This window comes from Roseobacter denitrificans OCh 114, from assembly GCF_000014045.1.
GTDB lineage: Bacteria > Pseudomonadota > Alphaproteobacteria > Rhodobacterales > Rhodobacteraceae > Roseobacter > Roseobacter denitrificans.
In genome coordinates, this window is the sequence record NC_008209.1 from 3,663,320 (window position 1) to 3,679,672 (window position 16,353).

The following is a 16,353-nucleotide window of genomic DNA, read 5'->3' on the forward strand; positions in this document are numbered from 1 at the left end:
GTCGCAGCGTCTTATTTGCGCGGACTTGGCCGTCGAGCCTTCAGTTGCGCAGCTTCGTCATCCACCCCAGCGTTTCATCCGTCGGCAGCGGGGATTTATACTCCGCACCCAAGGGTTTATGCCAGCCCAACTCCTCGATCACGCCAAAGATATGCGCGTAATTCACTTCCCCCCCCGCAGGCGGCCCCCGATCCGGCACGCGCGCAAACTGGATATGTCCGATCACGGGCAGCAACGCCGCCAGCTTGTGGCTCAGATCGCCCTCCATCAGTTGGACGTGATAACAATCAAACATCAGCTTGAGGTTTGGCGCCCCGACACGGGTGATAATCTCTTTCGCATGTGTTGTTGTGCTCAGGAAATAGCCCGGCGCATCATAGTGGTTCAACGGTTCAATTAAAATTGTGATGCCGAACGGCAGCGCCTGTTCACAGGCATATTCCAGCGCCTCAACAAAGCAGTTTTCAGCGGCGACACCCTGTGCAAAGCCCGCCATCACATGCACGTTTTGCGCCCCTGTTGCCCGCGCGTAGGCGATTGCCTGATCAATCGCGGCTCGTGCTTCGCCCTCGCGGCCCGGCAGGGCGGACAGCCCGTTTTCGCCCGCATCCAGATTACCCCGCAATGTATTGAGCCCCAACATGGGCAGACCGGTCGCATCCAGCGCCGCGACCACGTCTTTTGCAGCCTCCCCGTAGGGCCAATGGCATTCGACCGCATCAAAGCCTGCCGCTTTGGCGGCATGTATCGCTTCTGGCAAGGTGCGATCGGTCCAAAGAAAACCCAGATTTGCAGAGAACTGCATCATGCCTCCCAATCTACGTCAAAATGTGTCACGATATCAGTGATTTGCGCAGGGTTGAGCATCCGGGGCTGAAGCCCGCGCGTGAGTAAGGCCAGACGGGCGGTGTCCTCAAGCTCTTCGATGGCGTTGCAGGCCGCCTCAACGTCTTTTCCAGCCACCACAGGACCATGATTGGCCAGCATCACCGCACTGCGCTTGCCCGCCAGACCGCGCACGGCTTTGCCCATTGCCGCATCACCGGGCCGGAAAAACGGCAGCAACTTCACCTTGCCAAGCTTCATGATCGCGTAGGGTGTTAGGGGCGGCAGGAAATTATCCTCATCCGCGTCCGGCATCATGGAAAGTGCGACCGCATGACAGCAATGCAGATGCACAACGGCCCCGGCGGTGGATCGCGTGTCATAAAACGCGGAATGCAAAGGCATTTCCTTGGTCGGCGCATCCCCCGCAATTAGTTTTCCAGCCGCGTCAAAGCGGCTTAACCGTCCGGGATCAAGGCGACCAAAACTCGTCCCCGTCGGAGAAACCAAAAGCCCCCCATCATCCGTACGCGCCGAGATATTGCCCGTACTGCCGCCCGTCAGTCCACGGTCGAACATGGATTTGGCCAATCCGCATATCTGTTCCCTGAGGCGGCTTTCTGCGGTCATGAAGCGTCCAGCACCCGATTGGCCCTGTCAAAGAAATCGGCCGCGCCAAAGTTCCCCGATTTCAGGGTCAATGCGATCTCTGTCCCGGCGCTGATGCAATAGGTCCACGGCACACCGGGCGCGATCTCTGCCCCGATATCGAGTTGCGACACCCCAAGCGCTTTGGTCACTGCCCCTGATGTTTCGCCACCGGCCACGATAAAGCGCCGGGCACCGCGATCGCGTGCGGCTATGGCCAGCTGCGCCAGCGCATCTTCGACGATTTCACCGGCGCGCGCGACGCCGAGGCTGGCTTGCGCAGCCAAAACGGCGCTCGGTTCGGCTGTTGCATATATGATCGGCATGGCGTCCAGCGGTTGGCTGTTCAACCAGTCAAGTGCTGCGTCAATCCCTTTTTCCGCGAGCGCCAGCGGGTCAAGACGCAGACCCGGCGCCGTTTCAAGGTAGGCCGCAACCTGCGTCCGTGTCATTGCGGAACAACTGCCCGACAGGACGACGCCCTGCGCAGCAACTTCGGGCTTCTGCCGCGTAATCGTCTCTGCCTTGATAAGACCGTCGCGCAGGTACAGCGCGGGCAACGGCATTGCGAGCGCGCTTCCCCCCGTCAAAAGCGGCATGTCCCGGCATGCCTCGGCGATCACGCACAGGTCGTCATCCGCGACCGCATCCACGACGACATGTGCGATATCTTTGCGTGCATGGTCCTGCAGGGCAGCCTGCACAGCGTCCGGGCCGCGCGCAACGCACAACCGGTCGATCAGCCCAACAGGTCGGGTCACCTGTGATTCAAGCAGGCGCATCAGGTTGCTGTCGCGCATGGGCGTGAGCGGATGGTCCTTCATCGGGCTTTCGGACAAAGGTTGCTGTCCGACAAAGAGGTTGCCCATGAAGATCGAACGTCCGTTTTCCGGAAAGGCCGGGCAATAGATCGTCTGATCCGTCTTCAGGGCGGTCATCAGCGCCTCCGCGACCGGGCCGATGTTGCCCTGCGCGGTACTGTCAAAGGTCGAACAGTATTTCCAGAAAAACCGCCCCGCCCCGGCTCGGCGCAGCCACTCAAGTGCGGCCTCGCACTCCGCCACCGCCGCCTCAACGGGTGCCGTCCGGCATTTCAGCGCGATGACCTCGAAAGGGGCGGTCTGCGTCGGCGCATCCTCAGGCACCCCGATGCGCAGGGACACCGGCAGACCGGACCGCGCGAGCAAGCCGGCAAGATCAGTGGCCCCTGTGAAATCATCAGCGATACAGCCGAGAATTGTATTCATCTGCTCTGCCCTATGTCCTGTCTTCAGCCATCACCGGGCAAAGTGAGCCCGGCGTTGCGCGCATATACTTTGGCAACGGCAGCATCGTCCTCATGGCCAAGCCCCTGCCCCGCAGCCGCGACAAACTGCTGAAGGGCTGCCGCCGTGATCGGCGCGCTGAACTGCGCGTTCTTGGCGATATCAAGAACGATGCCCAGATCCTTGGGCCAGATATTCACGGAGCTGTGCGGCGTGTAGTCCCCGGCAACGATATGCGGGGCGCGGTTTTCCAGCATCCAGCTGGTGCCCGCGCATTTGCTGATCACCTCGACGAATTTCTCCGGGCTCACCCCCTGCGTCATGCCAAAGGTCAGCGCCTCGGCCATGGTGGCGATATGCACGCCTGCAAGCAACTGATTGACGGCCTTCATTGCCGACCCCGCCCCGGCGCTGTCACCCAGTTCAAAAACCGTTTCGGCAATGCTGTCGAGCACCGGGCGCGCCGCGTCAAAGGCCGCAGGGGCACCGGCCGCCATGATCGACAACTGCCCCTGCGCGGCCTTGAGCGAACCGCCGGAAATCGGTGCGTCGAGATAATGCACGCCGTGTTCGGCGCATCTGGCACTCATGGACTTTGCAAAATCCGGCGGCACGGTTGCACAGGCGATGACGACCGCCCCTTTCGACAGGCCCGGCACCACCCCATTTTCACCGAACAGGACAGATTCCGTCTGCGCTGCATTCAGCACAACGACCACCACGACCTGCATCTGCGGGGCCAGATCACCAAGCGCGCCCGTCTGCCCGCCCTCGGCCACAAAACGCGCAACCTGTTCTGCGTTCACGTCAAAGCCGAACGTCTCATGCCCGCCCCGCAGCGCTGATGAGGCAATACCATAGCCCATGGAGCCGAGGCCGATCACGGCTATCTGTCGCGTATTTTTCATTCTGAACCTTTGTTTCGTCCTGTTTTTTAATGGTAGCGTTTTGCGCGGGCATTGTCCGCAGAAATCCAACAGTTTCGCGGAATTAAAGCCGCTGCAACCTGTGACGGGCCAGCAGATCGACCAACATGTCGCGAGCTGCGCGCCGGTGGCTTTCATGCAAGGCGCGCGCCTGTCCCGGCTGGCCTGCGGCAATGGCGGCAAAAACCGCCCGGTGATCCGCGTTGGAGCGCACAGGCGACGGTCGCATGTAAAGCGTCAGGGCGCGCGCGCGGCGCACCTGATCCGCCATCATTGCCACAATCGCCTCGATCCGCCTGTTTCCGCCCAGACGCACAAGCTCACGGTGAAACGCATCATCCGCGCGCGCCCAAGCCGCGCGGTCGTCCCGCGCAAGGGCTGCGTCCATCTCGTCAATGGCCGTCTTGAGCGCAAGCAATTGATCTGCTGCATAGGCTCGTTCGGCGGCTTGCTCTGCCGCATGGCTTTCAAGAACCGTAAGTACGTCATAAATCTCGCGCATATCCTGGGGCGAGACGCCCAGCACACGGATACCACGGCGCGGGCGCACCTCCACCAGCCCTTGCGCCTGCAGCGACAGGGCCGCCTCACGCACCGGCGTGCGTGACATGCCCAGCCGCTGCGCAAGCTCGGTTTCCAGATGATCCGATCCGGGGCTCAGATCACCGCTGAAAATGAGGTCGCGCAGAACCTTGATCGCGCGCTGCGTGTTGGATGTGGCACCGGCACCCGTCATCTCAGATCGACCTTTGCCCCACATTGCGCAGATTGGTAAATCGCATCCCGGATGCGGATCACGTCACAATACGCCGCCGCTTCGTTTTCGAAAATTCCGCGCCCCCGCAAACCCGCGATGACATGGCTTTGCAGGGCATGCACGCAATCCCCGCCAAACCCGTCCCAGGGATCAGGGGGCAGCAGAACCGCCGCATCCGCCGAACCAAATTCGCGTTTTTCAACCCGCCCGTCCCCATAATGCGATAGCACCCCCGCCGTCCCCTCAATCAGCGCCTCACCCATCGTGCGGCGCAGGTTGTCACTTGCGTGATCAAGGTGTCGGTTCCCATCAAAGACCGACCTGACCCCGCCCGCATGTTCAAAGATGATGTAACCTGCATCTTCGCCCGCAATCGCCGGGTTCAGGCGACGCAGATCGGCATAGACCGAGACCGGATCACCGAACAGGTAACGGAAGGTGTCAATCCAGTGCACGGCGGTTTCATGGACCAGAAACGCAGGCATTTGCTGAAAATAGGGCTGCCGGTCCAGATAGGCGTCGGGCCCCTGACCATCACCGGGACGCAGCCGAAACACGGCCTGATGCACATCGCCAATGCCACCACGCGCGATCTCAGCCTTGATCGCGCGGTACCACGGCATGAACCGAAAATTTTCATGCACGATCAGCCGCGCCTGCGCCCGTGCCGCCTGCGCAACCGCTTCTCTTGCTTGCTCGAGTGAGGTGCAAAAGGGCTTTTGGCAGATGATGGTTTTGACGCCCGCCCTCAGCGCCACATCAATGGTTGCGGCCTGCGCTGGCGGTGGCAAGATAATGTCCAGAATATCCGGGGATGTGTGCTGGATCATCTCGCCCGCGTCTGCATAGGCCCGGTAGCCCGTCGCCTGCGCTGCTGAAATCTTCGTATCAGCAACACCAATGATTTTGACATCCTTGATCCGCGCCCATGATCCCAGATGGAACTGACTGACATAGCCCGCCCCGACGCAGGCAACGCGCAGCGGTTCGCTCATTGTGACAACAAACGGTTTTGAACCGCGCGCGCTGCCTCCTGCGTGCTGGCCACGCCACCCATATCCGCCGTCAGATGGTGACCCGCGCCGATGACGGCTTCGACGGCCGCCTGCAACTGGTCGCCATCGCGTTTTAGGGCGGCACAGTCATGCCGTTCCCCCAACCATGTCAGCATCATTGCCGCCGACAGGATCATGGCCATCGGGTTGGCGATACCCTGCCCTGCGATGTCGGGGGCCGACCCGTGACAGGGCTGGAAAACCGCATGATCGAGCCCGATGTCCGCCGAAGGCGCAACCCCCAAGCCCCCCATCAGACCTGCGCCAAGGTCCGACAGAACATCGCCAAACATGTTTTCCGTGACCAGAACATCAAATTCCCATGGCTTCAGCACGAACCACAGCGCTGTTGCGTCCACATAGGCGTGATCCGCCTGCACATCGCCATGTTTGACCGCCTCCGCATCGAACAAGGCGCGAAAAAAGGCGAAGGCGCGAAACACGTTTGCCTTGTCCACACAGGTCAATCGCCCCTTACCGCGGCCGGATGCCTTGCGCCGCCTGGTCAGATCAAAGGCAAAGCGAAAGAGTTTGTCAGAGGTCTCGCGCGTGATCAGCAGCGTTTCGCGCGCCTCATCCTCGGTAACTTCCCCGCAGCCCTGCGTATAAAACAGCCCTTCGGTGCTTTCGCGGATCAGCACGAAATCCACCTCTTGCTCTGGTGCAAGCTTCAAGGGCGTGTTCAGCCCCGGAAATATCCGAACTGGTCGCACGCCTGCAAACAGATCGAGTTTCTTGCGCAGTTCAATCTGCGGGGAGATTTCGGTGCCATCGCGATAGCGCACCGATGGCAGCCCCATCGCCGACAGCAGGATTGCGTCAGCCGACTGCGCCTGCGTCATGGACGACTCCGGCAAAGACTCTCCGAACTGCGCGTAATGCGCGGCCCCCGCAGCACAGGGGATGAAATCGAAATCATAGGCGGCACGCTCGGACAGGGCGCGTAATATCTCGACGGTGGGGGCCGTGATCTCGGGGCCAATGCCGTCCCCCTCGAAAACAGCGATCTTATAGGTGTTTTGCATGGCTCATTCTCAAATCAGAAGGTCAGGGGCGACGTCCACTTTCATCGCAATTGCATTAGCGTATACATTAATGCATACTTTATTCAACCACGCAGAACGCTTGGCCTGAAAAGCACCCCAGAAGAGAGCGAAACGAATGTTTGCAGTCACGGTCACATTCTCCCTTAAAGCCGGGTGCGCCGAAAAATTCATGCCGCTGATGTATGAGAACGCGAGGGCGTCGTTGGAGAGTGAGGTCGGCTGCCTGCAGTTTGACGTGGCAACAGACAGCGCGCGACCTGAGGAAGTGTTTCTCTACGAGGTTTACTCAGACGCTGCCGCGTTTGACGCACATCTTGGGGCGACGCATTTTCAGGCCTTCGATGCCGCAACCGCCGACATGATTGCAGCCACGGACATCAAGACCTACCGGAGTGTCGTTCAGTGAGCACATGGGAAGTACACGCCATCAAATATGCGGATCGAAACAGCCGCACACGGCGCGACAGTTTTATCTTTGATGACAACCACGACGCGCCCCATCCCATGGATTATTTCATATGGCTGCTGCGTCGAGGCAACGAAGTGATCCTCGTGGACACAGGATATGACCAGACAGAAGCGCAAAATCGCGATCGTCCGATCCGGATGGACCCTGCCGACGCCTTGCGCCCCCTTGGGATACTGCCAGAGCAGATCGACCACGTGATCGTCACCCATCTGCACTACGATCACGCGGGCGGCCTGCACCTGTTCCCGAATGCGAAACTGCATATGCAGGCGGCAGACATGGCCTATGCCACCGGCCCCTGCATGTGTCATGACACCCTGCGCATGCCCTTCACGGCGGATCATATCTGCGAAGCGGTCAAGCGCCTTTATGCGGGCAAGGTAGTCTTTTACGAAGGCGACGCAGAAGTAGCGGATGGCGTGAGCGTCCATTGCATCGGCGGGCACAGCCGTGGCCTGCAGGCGGTCCGCGTCCGGACGCAAGCGGGCTGGCTCGTGCTGGCATCGGACGCCGCGCATTATTACGAGAACGTTTTTGCCCGCAAACCCTTCCCGATTGTGGTTGATCTACAAAACATGCTGGATGGCTTTGCAACCCTTGAAAGACTGGCCTCCAAGCCGGATCTGATCATACCGGGTCACGACCCGCTGGTGGCCGCAGTTTTCCCGCAAGGTGCTGCGCCGCACATCCGGCGTCTTGATCAAGGCCCAATGTCCCCCATCCCACGATAGCTGAAAACGCACAATAAACAGGCACAGCGATTTAAATTGCGGCTGAACTGTTCCCTCATTCTGGCCAATCCATTTGGCCTCATGTGAAGCTGAGGCACGTTTGAAACGACCTGAAGGCCCGCTTCCTTGCTCATGCGCACTGCCACACCGCTGGACCAACCCCGCGCCATCGGCTCTGCCCGTGTCAGCAGCAAACGGGTCAATGGTGGCTCTGGCATCGACGGGTTGCGCCAGTCGGGTGCGCTGAAGCTCTTGTTCCCAACATCCCGTGACATCGTTCAGGCGACCCTGATCAACACAGCAGGCGGTGTCACGGGGGGCGACCGGTTTGACATTGACGGCTGTGCCGGTGCGGGGTCCCGGCTGACCATAACCACGCAAGCAGCCGAACGCGCATATGGCGCACAAATTGGCCAAACCGGCGAGATCAAAACAAATCTCAAAGCCGAGGCAGGCAGCCGCCTTTTCTGGCTGCCACAGGAAACGATCCTTTACAAGGATGCCGCAATTGACCGCCAACTCGGCGTGGACCTCAGCACGGGAGCCGAGTTCCTGATGGTTGAACCGGTCCTCTTTGGGCGCCGGGCCATGGGCGAAGATGTCAGCACCCTCGCTTTTCGGGATCGCATTGATATCCGTCGTGACGGCGCGCCGATTTACCTCGACGCCATTCACTTACAGGGCGATGTGGCCACGCATCTCGACAGACCCGCGATTGCAGATGGCGCACGTGCGATGGCGAGCCTTGTATGGGTATCGGCTGAGGCCGAAGGCCGCATCGACGCGCTGCGCCGCATTATTGGCCGCTCTGGCGGTGTCAGCATGCTGCACCCGGACGTGCTGGTGATGCGTCTTTTGGCGGCTGATGGCTATATCCTGCGGCGCTCCTTGATACCCGTGCTGGACCTGATCACGGATGACACACTTCCCCAAAGCTGGAGGCTATAGGCGATGCAACTCACCCCACGGGAAAAAGACAAACTGCTCATTTCGATGGCCGCCGAAGTTGCCCGCAAAAGGCTCGCGCGCGGGGTCAAGCTGAACCACCCCGAGGCCATAGCGCTGATCACGGATGCGGTTGTGGAGGGCGCACGCGATGGGCGGTCCGTTGCCGATATGATGGAAGCCGGCGCCCAGGTGATCACGCGCGACCAATGCATGGAAGGGGTGCCGGAGATGATCCACGATGTGCAGGTCGAGGCGACCTTTCCCGATGGCACCAAACTTGTCACCGTCCACAACCCGATCCGCTAGGAGGCATCCATGATCCCCGGAGAAATCATGCCCAAAGAGGGTGATATCACCCTGAATGAAGGAGCCGAGGCCATCACGCTGATGGTGGCAAACACCGGGGATCGCCCGGTGCAGGTCGGCAGCCACTATCATTTCGCTGAGGCAAACGCGGCGCTGGAGTTTGACCGGGACGCCGCGCGCGGCATGCGTCTCGACATTACCGCAGGAACCGCCGTACGCTTTGAACCAGGCCAGAGACGCGACGTGCAGCTGATCCCTATCTCGGGTGCACGGCGTATTTTCGGGTTCAATCAGCAGGTCATGGGTGATCTCTAGCGCCCCCTGCGCAACAGTGAGGAGACAAAGATATGTGTGATGCTTGCGTGATAAATGCCGTAAAGGACCGGATGCTGTCGCGGCGGAATTTTTTCAAAGCCAGCGCCATGACAGGTGCAGCGGCGGCCCTTGGCGGCGTCGTGGCCACCCCGCAGGCGATGGCGGCGGGACACGGTGGTGTGGTTGACATGACCCACAAGCTGAGCCCCGATTTCCCGACGTTCTTTGGCGTGCCCGGTATTTCCATGGAACAGCCGTTCAACTTTGCCGAACATGGGTTCAACCTGATGAACCTCAGCATCAATGAGCACACGGCCACCCATATCGACGCGCCGCTGCATTTTTCCGCCGATGGAGCCAGCGTCGATGAGATCCCGGTGACCGATCTTGTGATCCCGCTCTGTGTGATCGACATCGCGGCCAAAGCGGCAGAGGATGCAGACGCGCAAGTCACCCCGGATGATCTGAAAGCATGGATCGCAGCGAACGGCGATATTCCGGAGCGCGCCTGCATTGCGATGCATTCCGGTTGGGCAGGCAAGACCGCGACCGACGCCTATGTGGGCAATGACGCGGATGGCGTGAAACACTTCCCCGGTTTCCATGTGGAGGCCGCACAGATGCTGGTCGAAGAAACCACTGCCGTCTGCATGGCCGTGGATACGCTCTCGCTGGATCACGGACCCTCGGCGGATTTCGCGACCCATTACGCGTGGCTGCCCGAAGGCCGCTATGGCATCGAAAACCTCGCAGGGCTGGGCAATGTGCCCGCTGCCGGGGCGACCTTGGTCGTGGGCGCACCCAACCATGTGGGCGGCACCGGTGGCCCTGCGCGCATCTTTGCGATGGTCTGATGGCGACGGTTTCGCTCATCTCTGACGAAGCGGCCAGCCCTGAGGTGCTGGCCGTGTTCGACGACATCCGCGCAGTGCGCGGGACGGATTTCATCAACAACTTCTGGCGCGCTCTGGCGCATGACCCGGCATTGCTCAAAGCCACTTGGGAGCGGCTGAAGGTCGTGATGGGCCCCGGTGATCTCGACCCGTTGGTCAAGGAGATGATCTATATCGCCGTTTCAACCGCCAACGGCTGTTCCTACTGCGTGCACTCCCACACCGCCGCCGCCAAGGCCAAAGGCATGAGCGACGCACAACACGGAGAACTGGCCGCCGTCATCGGCATGGCGATGCAAACCAATGGGCTGGTCACGGCGCTGCAGGTGGAGGTCGACAAGGTGTTCAAGGCATGACTGCACTCTACCCAAACGCGCAACAGAGCCGGGCGGCGACCGGCCGCGGGCGTCGCGCTGAAAGCGCCCGCCCGGGGGGGCGGTCGGGCGCTGCCCGGCGGTGCCGCCGGACGGGGTCACCACCAGCCACGGTATTGACCAAGTATAACCAGAATAAAAATCGTGTAAGCGGCCGCCTGAAGCCAAAAAGCAGTACTACTCATTTTTTAACCTTTTTTATGACCAGATTTTTGTTGCGATCAGGAGACCACAGCTCGAATAATCCGGCAATCGGGACAAAGCTGTGGATAACAAGGCATATTTCTAGGTCCACACCAAACCAGAATGCTACATTATGTGGTTCTGTAAAGGCCCACCCCAAGATATGGAGCGCGCCTGTTTTTTCGCTTTTGTGTTTTCATCACCAATGCGGACAAAAAAAATTTTCCCAATAATTTCCTTACCTTAGACCAATAAGCAGAAAAAATCGGAGTGAGCATGCCCACCAAAATCCCCCGCACCAACTACGCCGCCATGTTCGGACCCACCACCGGTGACAAGGTGCGTCTTGCTGACACCGACCTCATCATCGAGGTTGAGCGCGACCACACCATCTATGGCGAGGAGGTCAAGTTCGGCGGGGGCAAGGTCATCCGCGACGGGATGGGGCAGTCTCAGGTCACGCGCGCGCAAGGGGCCATGGACACGGTCATCACCAACGCGCTGATCGTGGATCACACGGGCATCTACAAGGCGGATGTCGGCCTGCGCGACGGGCGCATTGCCAGGATCGGCAAGGCGGGCAATCCCGATACGCAACCGGGTGTAGACATCATCATCGGCCCCTCGACCGAGGCCATCGCGGGCGAAGGCAAGATCCTGACCGCGGGCGGGTTCGACAGCCATATCCACTTCATCGCGCCGCAGCAGATCGACGACGCGCTACATTCAGGCGTGACCACGATGCTCGGCGGTGGCACCGGTCCTGCACATGGCACGCTGGCCACCACCTGCACACCGGGATCCTGGCACATCGGTCGGATGTTGCAGGCGTTGGATGCCTTCCCCATGAACTTTGGCATCTCGGGCAAAGGGAACGCGTCGCAACCGGCGGCCCTCGTCGAGATGATCGAAGGCGGCGCCTGCGCGATGAAACTGCACGAGGACTGGGGCACGACACCGGGGGCCATCGACTGCTGCCTGTCCGTGGCTGACGACATGGACGTGCAGGTGATGATCCACACCGATACGCTTAATGAATCCGGGTTCGTCGAAAACACCGTGGCCGCCATCAAGGGCCGCACGATCCACGCCTTTCACACCGAGGGCGCAGGCGGCGGGCATGCGCCGGATATCATCAAGATCTGTGGCGATGCGAATGTCTTGCCCTCCTCGACCAACCCGACGCGTCCCTTCACGGTGAACACGCTCGAAGAACACCTCGACATGCTGATGGTCTGCCACCACCTCGACAAATCCATCCCCGAAGACGTCGCCTTTGCCGAAAGCCGCATCCGCCGCGAGACCATTGCCGCCGAAGACATCCTGCACGACATGGGCGCATTTTCGATCATCGCGAGCGACAGTCAGGCCATGGGACGCGTGGGCGAGGTCATCATCCGCACGTGGCAGACCGCCGACAAGATGAAGAAACAGCGCGGCGCACTGACCGAGGAAACAGGCGACAACGACAACATGCGCGTACGCCGCTACATCGCGAAATACACGATCAATCCCGCCATCGCACACGGCATTGCCCACGAGATCGGCAGCATAGAGGTCGGCAAACGCGCTGATCTCTGCCTGTGGAACCCTGCGTTCTTTGGCGTGAAACCAGAAATGGTGCTGATGGCAGGCACCATCGTCTGCGCGCAGATGGGCGACACTAACGCCTCCATCCCCACACCGCAGCCGGTCTATTCACGCCCTATGTTCGGGGCCTTCGGGCGATCGGTCGAACGTTCCGCCGTTCTGTTTGTAAGCGGTGCAGCCAAATCCGCAAACATCGGCGAGACGCTGGGCCTGCGCAAGGAACTCATCGCCGTCAAAGGCACGCGCGGGATCGGCAAGAAGGACCTGATCCTGAACGACGCCCTGCCCCATATCGAGGTAAACCCCGAAACCTACGAGGTCCGCGCCGATGGGGAATTATTGACCTGCCAACCCGCCGAAGTGCTGCCCATGGCGCAGCGGTATTTTCTGTTTTGACCGGGCTCGAAAACCCAGAGTTCGCTTGGATTGATGCTGAACCATTAGACGGGCGCGACACGTACATCGATACGATTCTAAAATGCACTGAACTGGAAAACAGGATTGAAGAACTGTTCTTGCGAGAACTTCAAATTCCAGACCGAGCAGCACAGGATGTTCTGAATAGATTTCGTTCGCCAAAGGATCAGTTGAAGCTCGCATTCAAGTTTTTAAAACAAGATTGTCCGCAGGCGGCTGACACGCTTTCCGGATGGCAAGACAAAATTGAAAAGCTCTTCGAGTTTCGACACACGTTTGTGCATAGGTCCCGGCGCTACAAATTTGATCAGTTTTCCCATACAAACCGCAACGGCAATCGCGAAGAAATCAACTTCGATGCCGTTGAGGAGACGTTGGAGTGGTTCCGTGACCAAGGGAGTGATGAATGGTTTATTTTTGCTCCTTTGGATGTTGTGGAGAAATTAGTGACGATAATTGACACTCCCGGTTTGACAGTCGGTCCGCTTTTAAAACTCCGTAAACGCAGAGGATATTAGGTTTGTTGCTCATGAACCATCAATTCGCTATCGACAGGTTAGTCTGGGGGGGCTTGTGTGCAACACTCAAGTTGCTTGGGTTCTTAAATTATCCATCTAGGCCATTGGCACGTTGGCACTGTAGACTATGCTGACCGCCCAGAAGATCACCCACAGCCACCATACGGACGATCACGTGACGCTCGACTATGACGCGCGGTTCCTGCGGCGCAAGGTGTTGACCACCGACAAGGGGGTTCAGGTGTTGGTGGACCTGCCCCAGACGACTTCGCTGAATGCGGGCGACGCGTTGGAGGCCAACGATGGCACGCTGATCGGCATCATCGCGGCACCGGAACCACTGCTTGAGGTGCGAGGCGAGATGTTGCACCGGATCGCGTGGCACATCGGCAACCGGCATACGCCTTGTCAGATCGAGGACGACCGGCTGTTGATCCAGCGCGATCATGTGATGGCCGATATGCTGGGCAAGATTGGCGCGACGGTGGCCGAAATCGTTGAACCCTTTACACCCGAGGGAGGGGCCTACGGCCACGGGCGCACCCATGGCCATGACCACAGCCACCAGCACGGCCCGGCCCATGACCATTCACACGAGCCGCATCATCATGAGCACTGACGCTTTCCTGACACTCACGCAGTGGCTTTCCCCCGGTTTCCCGGTCGGGGCCTACGCCTATTCCCATGGTCTTGAACAGGTCATTGATTGTGGTGACATGCGCGATGCGAAGGCCCTGCAAGACTGGGTCGAGGACATTTTGGAACACGGAAGCGGGACGAGCGATGGCATTCTGCTGGCCGCGTCCTACAAAGCACTCCCGGAAGACGTTAGCCGGATAGACGCCATTGCCCGTGCTTTTGCCAGCTCTGCCGAACGTGTGACAGAGACGGTGGATCAGGGCGCGGCATTTGCAAAAGCGGTCGATGCCATCTGGGCCACCGACCTTGGACAGCTATGCTACCCCGTTGCGGTTGGGCGCGCGGCCTGCGCGCAGGGCCTGCCACTGGATCTGACACTTGAAATCTACACCCATGCCTTTGCCGCGAACCTTGTGTCTGCTGCGGTGCGTCTGGTGCCCCTGGGTCAGACCGAAGGACAGGCCGTGCTGGCGGCACTGGCGCCATTGATCCGGCAGGTGGCCCGCCGGTGCCATGATGCAGGCATTGACGATCTGACCACCGCCTGCATGGCGCTTGATATTGCCGCCATGCATCATGAAACCCAATATTCAAAGGTATTTCGCACATGAATGTTGCCCCCCCTCTTACGCTCAATGGACCCTTGCGCATTGGGATCGGCGGCCCCGTCGGCGCGGGCAAAACCACGCTCACCGCCGCTTTGGCCAAAGCGCTGAGCCCGCGACACTCGGTCGGGGTCATCACGAACGACATTTATACGCAGGAAGACGCCGAGGCGCTGATGCGGTTGCAAATCCTGCCGCAGGACAGGGTGATCGGTGTTGAAACCGGGGGCTGCCCACATACGGCGATCCGCGAGGATGCGTCGATCAACCTTGCAGCCGTTGCCGAAATGCAGACGCGACATCCGGACATTGAAGCGATCCTGATCGAAAGCGGTGGCGACAACCTGTCGGCCACGTTCTCACCGGAACTGGCGGATGTGACCCTCTACGTGATTGACGTGGCGGCGGGGGAAGAAATTCCGCGCAAGGGCGGCCCGGCCATCACCCGATCCGATGTCCTGATCATCAACAAAACCGATCTGGCCCCGCATGTGGGCGCCTCGCTGGAAGTGATGGAACAGGACGCGACACGGATGCGCGCAGGCCGCCCGTTTGTCTTTGCGGCGTTGCGTCACGGTCAGGGCGTATCAGAGGTGCTGGATCATCTGCGCGCGATTTCGGGTCTCGGCGCTGATTTGGCGGGCGTCAGCCCCCAATCGGATGGGGGCTGACGGGGTCACTCAAAACTCCACGACGGCTCGGATTGATTTTCCCTGGTGCATGAGGTCGAAGCCGTGGTTGATTTCGTCCAGGCTGAGTTTGTGGGTGATCATGGGGTCGATCTCGATCTTGCCGTCCATGTACCAGTCCACGATTTTCGGCACATCCGTGCGCCCCTTGGCCCCGCCGAAGGCCGTGCCGCGCCAGACCCGGCCCGTCACCAGTTGGAAGGGCCGCGTCGAAATCTCGGCTCCCGCAGGGGCCACGCCGATGATGATGCTCTCGCCCCAGCCCTTGTGCGCGGCCTCCAGAGCCGTGCGCATCACGTTCACATTGCCCGTGGCGTCAAAGGTGTAGTCGCACCCCCCACCCGACAGTTCGACCAGATGCGCGACCATGTCGCCCTCGACCTTGCTGGGGTTGACGAAATCCGTCATGCCGAAATGGCGCGCCATTTTTTCCTTGTCGTCGTTGAGATCGACGCCGATGATCTGATCCGCGCCCGCCATGCGCAGCCCCTGGATCACATTGAGACCGATGCCACCGAGGCCAAACACGGCGGCCGTTGACCCAATCTCAACCTTTGCCGTGTTAATGACGGCACCGATGCCGGTGGTCACGCCGCAGCCGATGTAGCAGATCTTGTCAAAGGGCGCGTCCTTGCGCACCTTGGCCAGCGCGATTTCGGGCACAACCGTGTGGTTGGCAAAGGTCGAGCAGCCCATGTAATGATGGATCGGCGTGCCATCCAGCATCGAAAACCGGGTTGAGCCATCAGGCAACAGCCCCGCGCCCTGCGTGGCGCGCACCTTCTGGCAGAGGTTGGTCTTGGGGTTCAGGCAGTAGTCGCATTCGCGACACTCCGGCGTGTAGAGCGGGATCACGTGATCGCCCACTTCAAGGCTGGTCACCCCCTCGCCCACCTCGATGACAACGCCCGCGCCCTCATGGCCGAGGATTGCCGGGAAGATACCTTCGGGGTCATCGCCCGAGCGCGTGAACTCATCCGTATGACACAGACCCGTCGCCTTGATCTCGACCAGAACCTCTCCGGCGCGCGGGCCATCAAGATTGACCTCCATCACCTCAAGAGGCTGCCCAGCCGCAACCGCAACCGCCGCTCGCGTTCTCATCATAATCGTCTCCTTCAATTTTCTGGAAACAGAAAGCGATGCGCGATGGA

At 60.1% G+C, this 16,353-nt stretch carries 20 protein-coding genes; 12 read left to right on the forward strand and 8 right to left on the reverse strand.

Annotated features, from left to right (window positions below):
* Positions 1-40: 40 nt before the first annotated feature.
* The 7 genes from RD1_RS17330 to RD1_RS17360 form a co-directional block, all read right to left on the reverse strand.
* Positions 41-805 (reverse strand): hydroxypyruvate isomerase family protein, encoded by a 765-nt coding sequence (locus RD1_RS17330; protein WP_044033521.1) that lies wholly within the window; start codon positions 803-805, stop codon positions 41-43.
* Positions 805-1,455 (reverse strand): aldolase, encoded by a 651-nt coding sequence (locus RD1_RS17335; RefSeq protein WP_011569863.1) that lies wholly within the window; start codon positions 1,453-1,455, stop codon positions 805-807. Before RD1_RS17335 ends, RD1_RS17330 begins: the two co-directional genes overlap by 1 nt.
* On the reverse strand, positions 1,452-2,720 hold the full coding sequence (gene otnK, locus RD1_RS17340) for a 3-oxo-tetronate kinase (RefSeq protein ID WP_011569864.1): 1,269 nt from the start codon (positions 2,718-2,720) through the stop codon (positions 1,452-1,454). Before otnK ends, RD1_RS17335 begins: the two co-directional genes overlap by 4 nt.
* A gap of 23 nt (positions 2,721-2,743) precedes the next feature.
* Positions 2,744-3,646, reverse strand: a complete 903-nt coding sequence (gene ltnD / locus RD1_RS17345; RefSeq protein WP_011569865.1) for an L-threonate dehydrogenase — start codon at positions 3,644-3,646, stop codon at positions 2,744-2,746.
* Positions 3,647-3,728: 82 nt separating this feature from the next.
* Positions 3,729-4,400 (reverse strand): GntR family transcriptional regulator, encoded by a 672-nt coding sequence (locus RD1_RS17350; RefSeq protein ID WP_044033242.1) that lies wholly within the window; start codon positions 4,398-4,400, stop codon positions 3,729-3,731.
* Positions 4,397-5,416 carry a Gfo/Idh/MocA family protein gene (locus RD1_RS17355; protein WP_011569867.1) on the reverse strand — a complete coding sequence of 340 codons (1,020 nt, stop codon included), beginning with the start codon at positions 5,414-5,416 and terminating at the stop codon, positions 4,397-4,399. The genes RD1_RS17350 and RD1_RS17355 overlap by 4 nt, the downstream gene beginning before the upstream one ends.
* Positions 5,413-6,501: an isocitrate/isopropylmalate dehydrogenase family protein gene (locus tag RD1_RS17360; protein ID WP_011569868.1), complete on the reverse strand. Its 1,089-nt coding sequence runs from the start codon at positions 6,499-6,501 to the stop codon at positions 5,413-5,415. Before RD1_RS17360 ends, RD1_RS17355 begins: the two co-directional genes overlap by 4 nt.
* Before the next feature lie 136 nt (positions 6,502-6,637).
* Here RD1_RS17360 and RD1_RS17365 point away from each other — a divergent pair, with 136 nt between their 5' ends.
* The 12 genes from RD1_RS17365 (at position 6,638) to ureG (ending at position 15,181) form a co-directional block, all read left to right on the forward strand.
* Positions 6,638-6,928, forward strand: a complete 291-nt coding sequence (locus tag RD1_RS17365) for a putative quinol monooxygenase (RefSeq protein ID WP_011569869.1) — start codon at positions 6,638-6,640, stop codon at positions 6,926-6,928.
* On the forward strand, positions 6,925-7,722 hold the full coding sequence (locus tag RD1_RS17370; RefSeq protein ID WP_011569870.1) for an N-acyl homoserine lactonase family protein: 798 nt from the start codon (positions 6,925-6,927) through the stop codon (positions 7,720-7,722). The genes RD1_RS17365 and RD1_RS17370 overlap by 4 nt, the downstream gene beginning before the upstream one ends.
* Before the next feature lie 132 nt (positions 7,723-7,854).
* Positions 7,855-8,670, forward strand: a complete 816-nt coding sequence (locus tag RD1_RS17375; protein WP_044033243.1) for an urease accessory protein UreD — start codon at positions 7,855-7,857, stop codon at positions 8,668-8,670.
* 3 nt (positions 8,671-8,673) lie between these two features.
* Complete coding sequence (locus RD1_RS17380; RefSeq protein WP_011569872.1) at positions 8,674-8,976, forward strand: urease subunit gamma; 303 nt, start codon at positions 8,674-8,676, stop codon at positions 8,974-8,976.
* A gap of 9 nt (positions 8,977-8,985) precedes the next feature.
* Positions 8,986-9,291, forward strand: a complete 306-nt coding sequence (locus tag RD1_RS17385; RefSeq protein ID WP_011569873.1) for an urease subunit beta — start codon at positions 8,986-8,988, stop codon at positions 9,289-9,291.
* A gap of 32 nt (positions 9,292-9,323) precedes the next feature.
* Positions 9,324-10,145 carry a cyclase family protein gene (locus RD1_RS17390; protein WP_011569874.1) on the forward strand — a complete coding sequence of 274 codons (822 nt, stop codon included), beginning with the start codon at positions 9,324-9,326 and terminating at the stop codon, positions 10,143-10,145.
* Positions 10,145-10,540 (forward strand): carboxymuconolactone decarboxylase family protein, encoded by a 396-nt coding sequence (locus RD1_RS17395; protein WP_011569875.1) that lies wholly within the window; start codon positions 10,145-10,147, stop codon positions 10,538-10,540. The genes RD1_RS17390 and RD1_RS17395 overlap by 1 nt, the downstream gene beginning before the upstream one ends.
* 477 nt (positions 10,541-11,017) lie before the next feature.
* Positions 11,018-12,727 carry an urease subunit alpha gene (ureC, locus tag RD1_RS17400; protein ID WP_011569876.1) on the forward strand — a complete coding sequence of 570 codons (1,710 nt, stop codon included), beginning with the start codon at positions 11,018-11,020 and terminating at the stop codon, positions 12,725-12,727.
* Positions 12,724-13,266 carry a hypothetical protein gene (locus tag RD1_RS17405; protein ID WP_011569877.1) on the forward strand — a complete coding sequence of 181 codons (543 nt, stop codon included), beginning with the start codon at positions 12,724-12,726 and terminating at the stop codon, positions 13,264-13,266. Before ureC ends, RD1_RS17405 begins: the two co-directional genes overlap by 4 nt.
* Before the next feature lie 127 nt (positions 13,267-13,393).
* Complete coding sequence (gene ureE, locus RD1_RS17410; RefSeq protein WP_011569878.1) at positions 13,394-13,885, forward strand: urease accessory protein UreE; 492 nt, start codon at positions 13,394-13,396, stop codon at positions 13,883-13,885.
* Entirely contained in the window at positions 13,848-14,516 is a 669-nt protein-coding gene (locus RD1_RS17415; protein ID WP_011569879.1) for an urease accessory protein UreF, read from the forward strand. The genes ureE and RD1_RS17415 overlap by 38 nt, the downstream gene beginning before the upstream one ends.
* The gene (ureG, locus tag RD1_RS17420; protein WP_011569880.1) at positions 14,513-15,181 is read left to right on the forward strand and encodes an urease accessory protein UreG; all 669 of its coding nucleotides are present in this window, start codon (positions 14,513-14,515) and stop codon (positions 15,179-15,181) included. The genes RD1_RS17415 and ureG overlap by 4 nt, the downstream gene beginning before the upstream one ends.
* 9 nt (positions 15,182-15,190) lie before the next feature.
* On the opposite strand, the gene RD1_RS17425 is transcribed toward ureG, so the two are convergent.
* The gene (locus RD1_RS17425) at positions 15,191-16,303 is read right to left on the reverse strand and encodes an S-(hydroxymethyl)glutathione dehydrogenase/class III alcohol dehydrogenase (RefSeq protein WP_011569881.1); all 1,113 of its coding nucleotides are present in this window, start codon (positions 16,301-16,303) and stop codon (positions 15,191-15,193) included.
* Positions 16,304-16,353 lie beyond the last annotated feature (50 nt).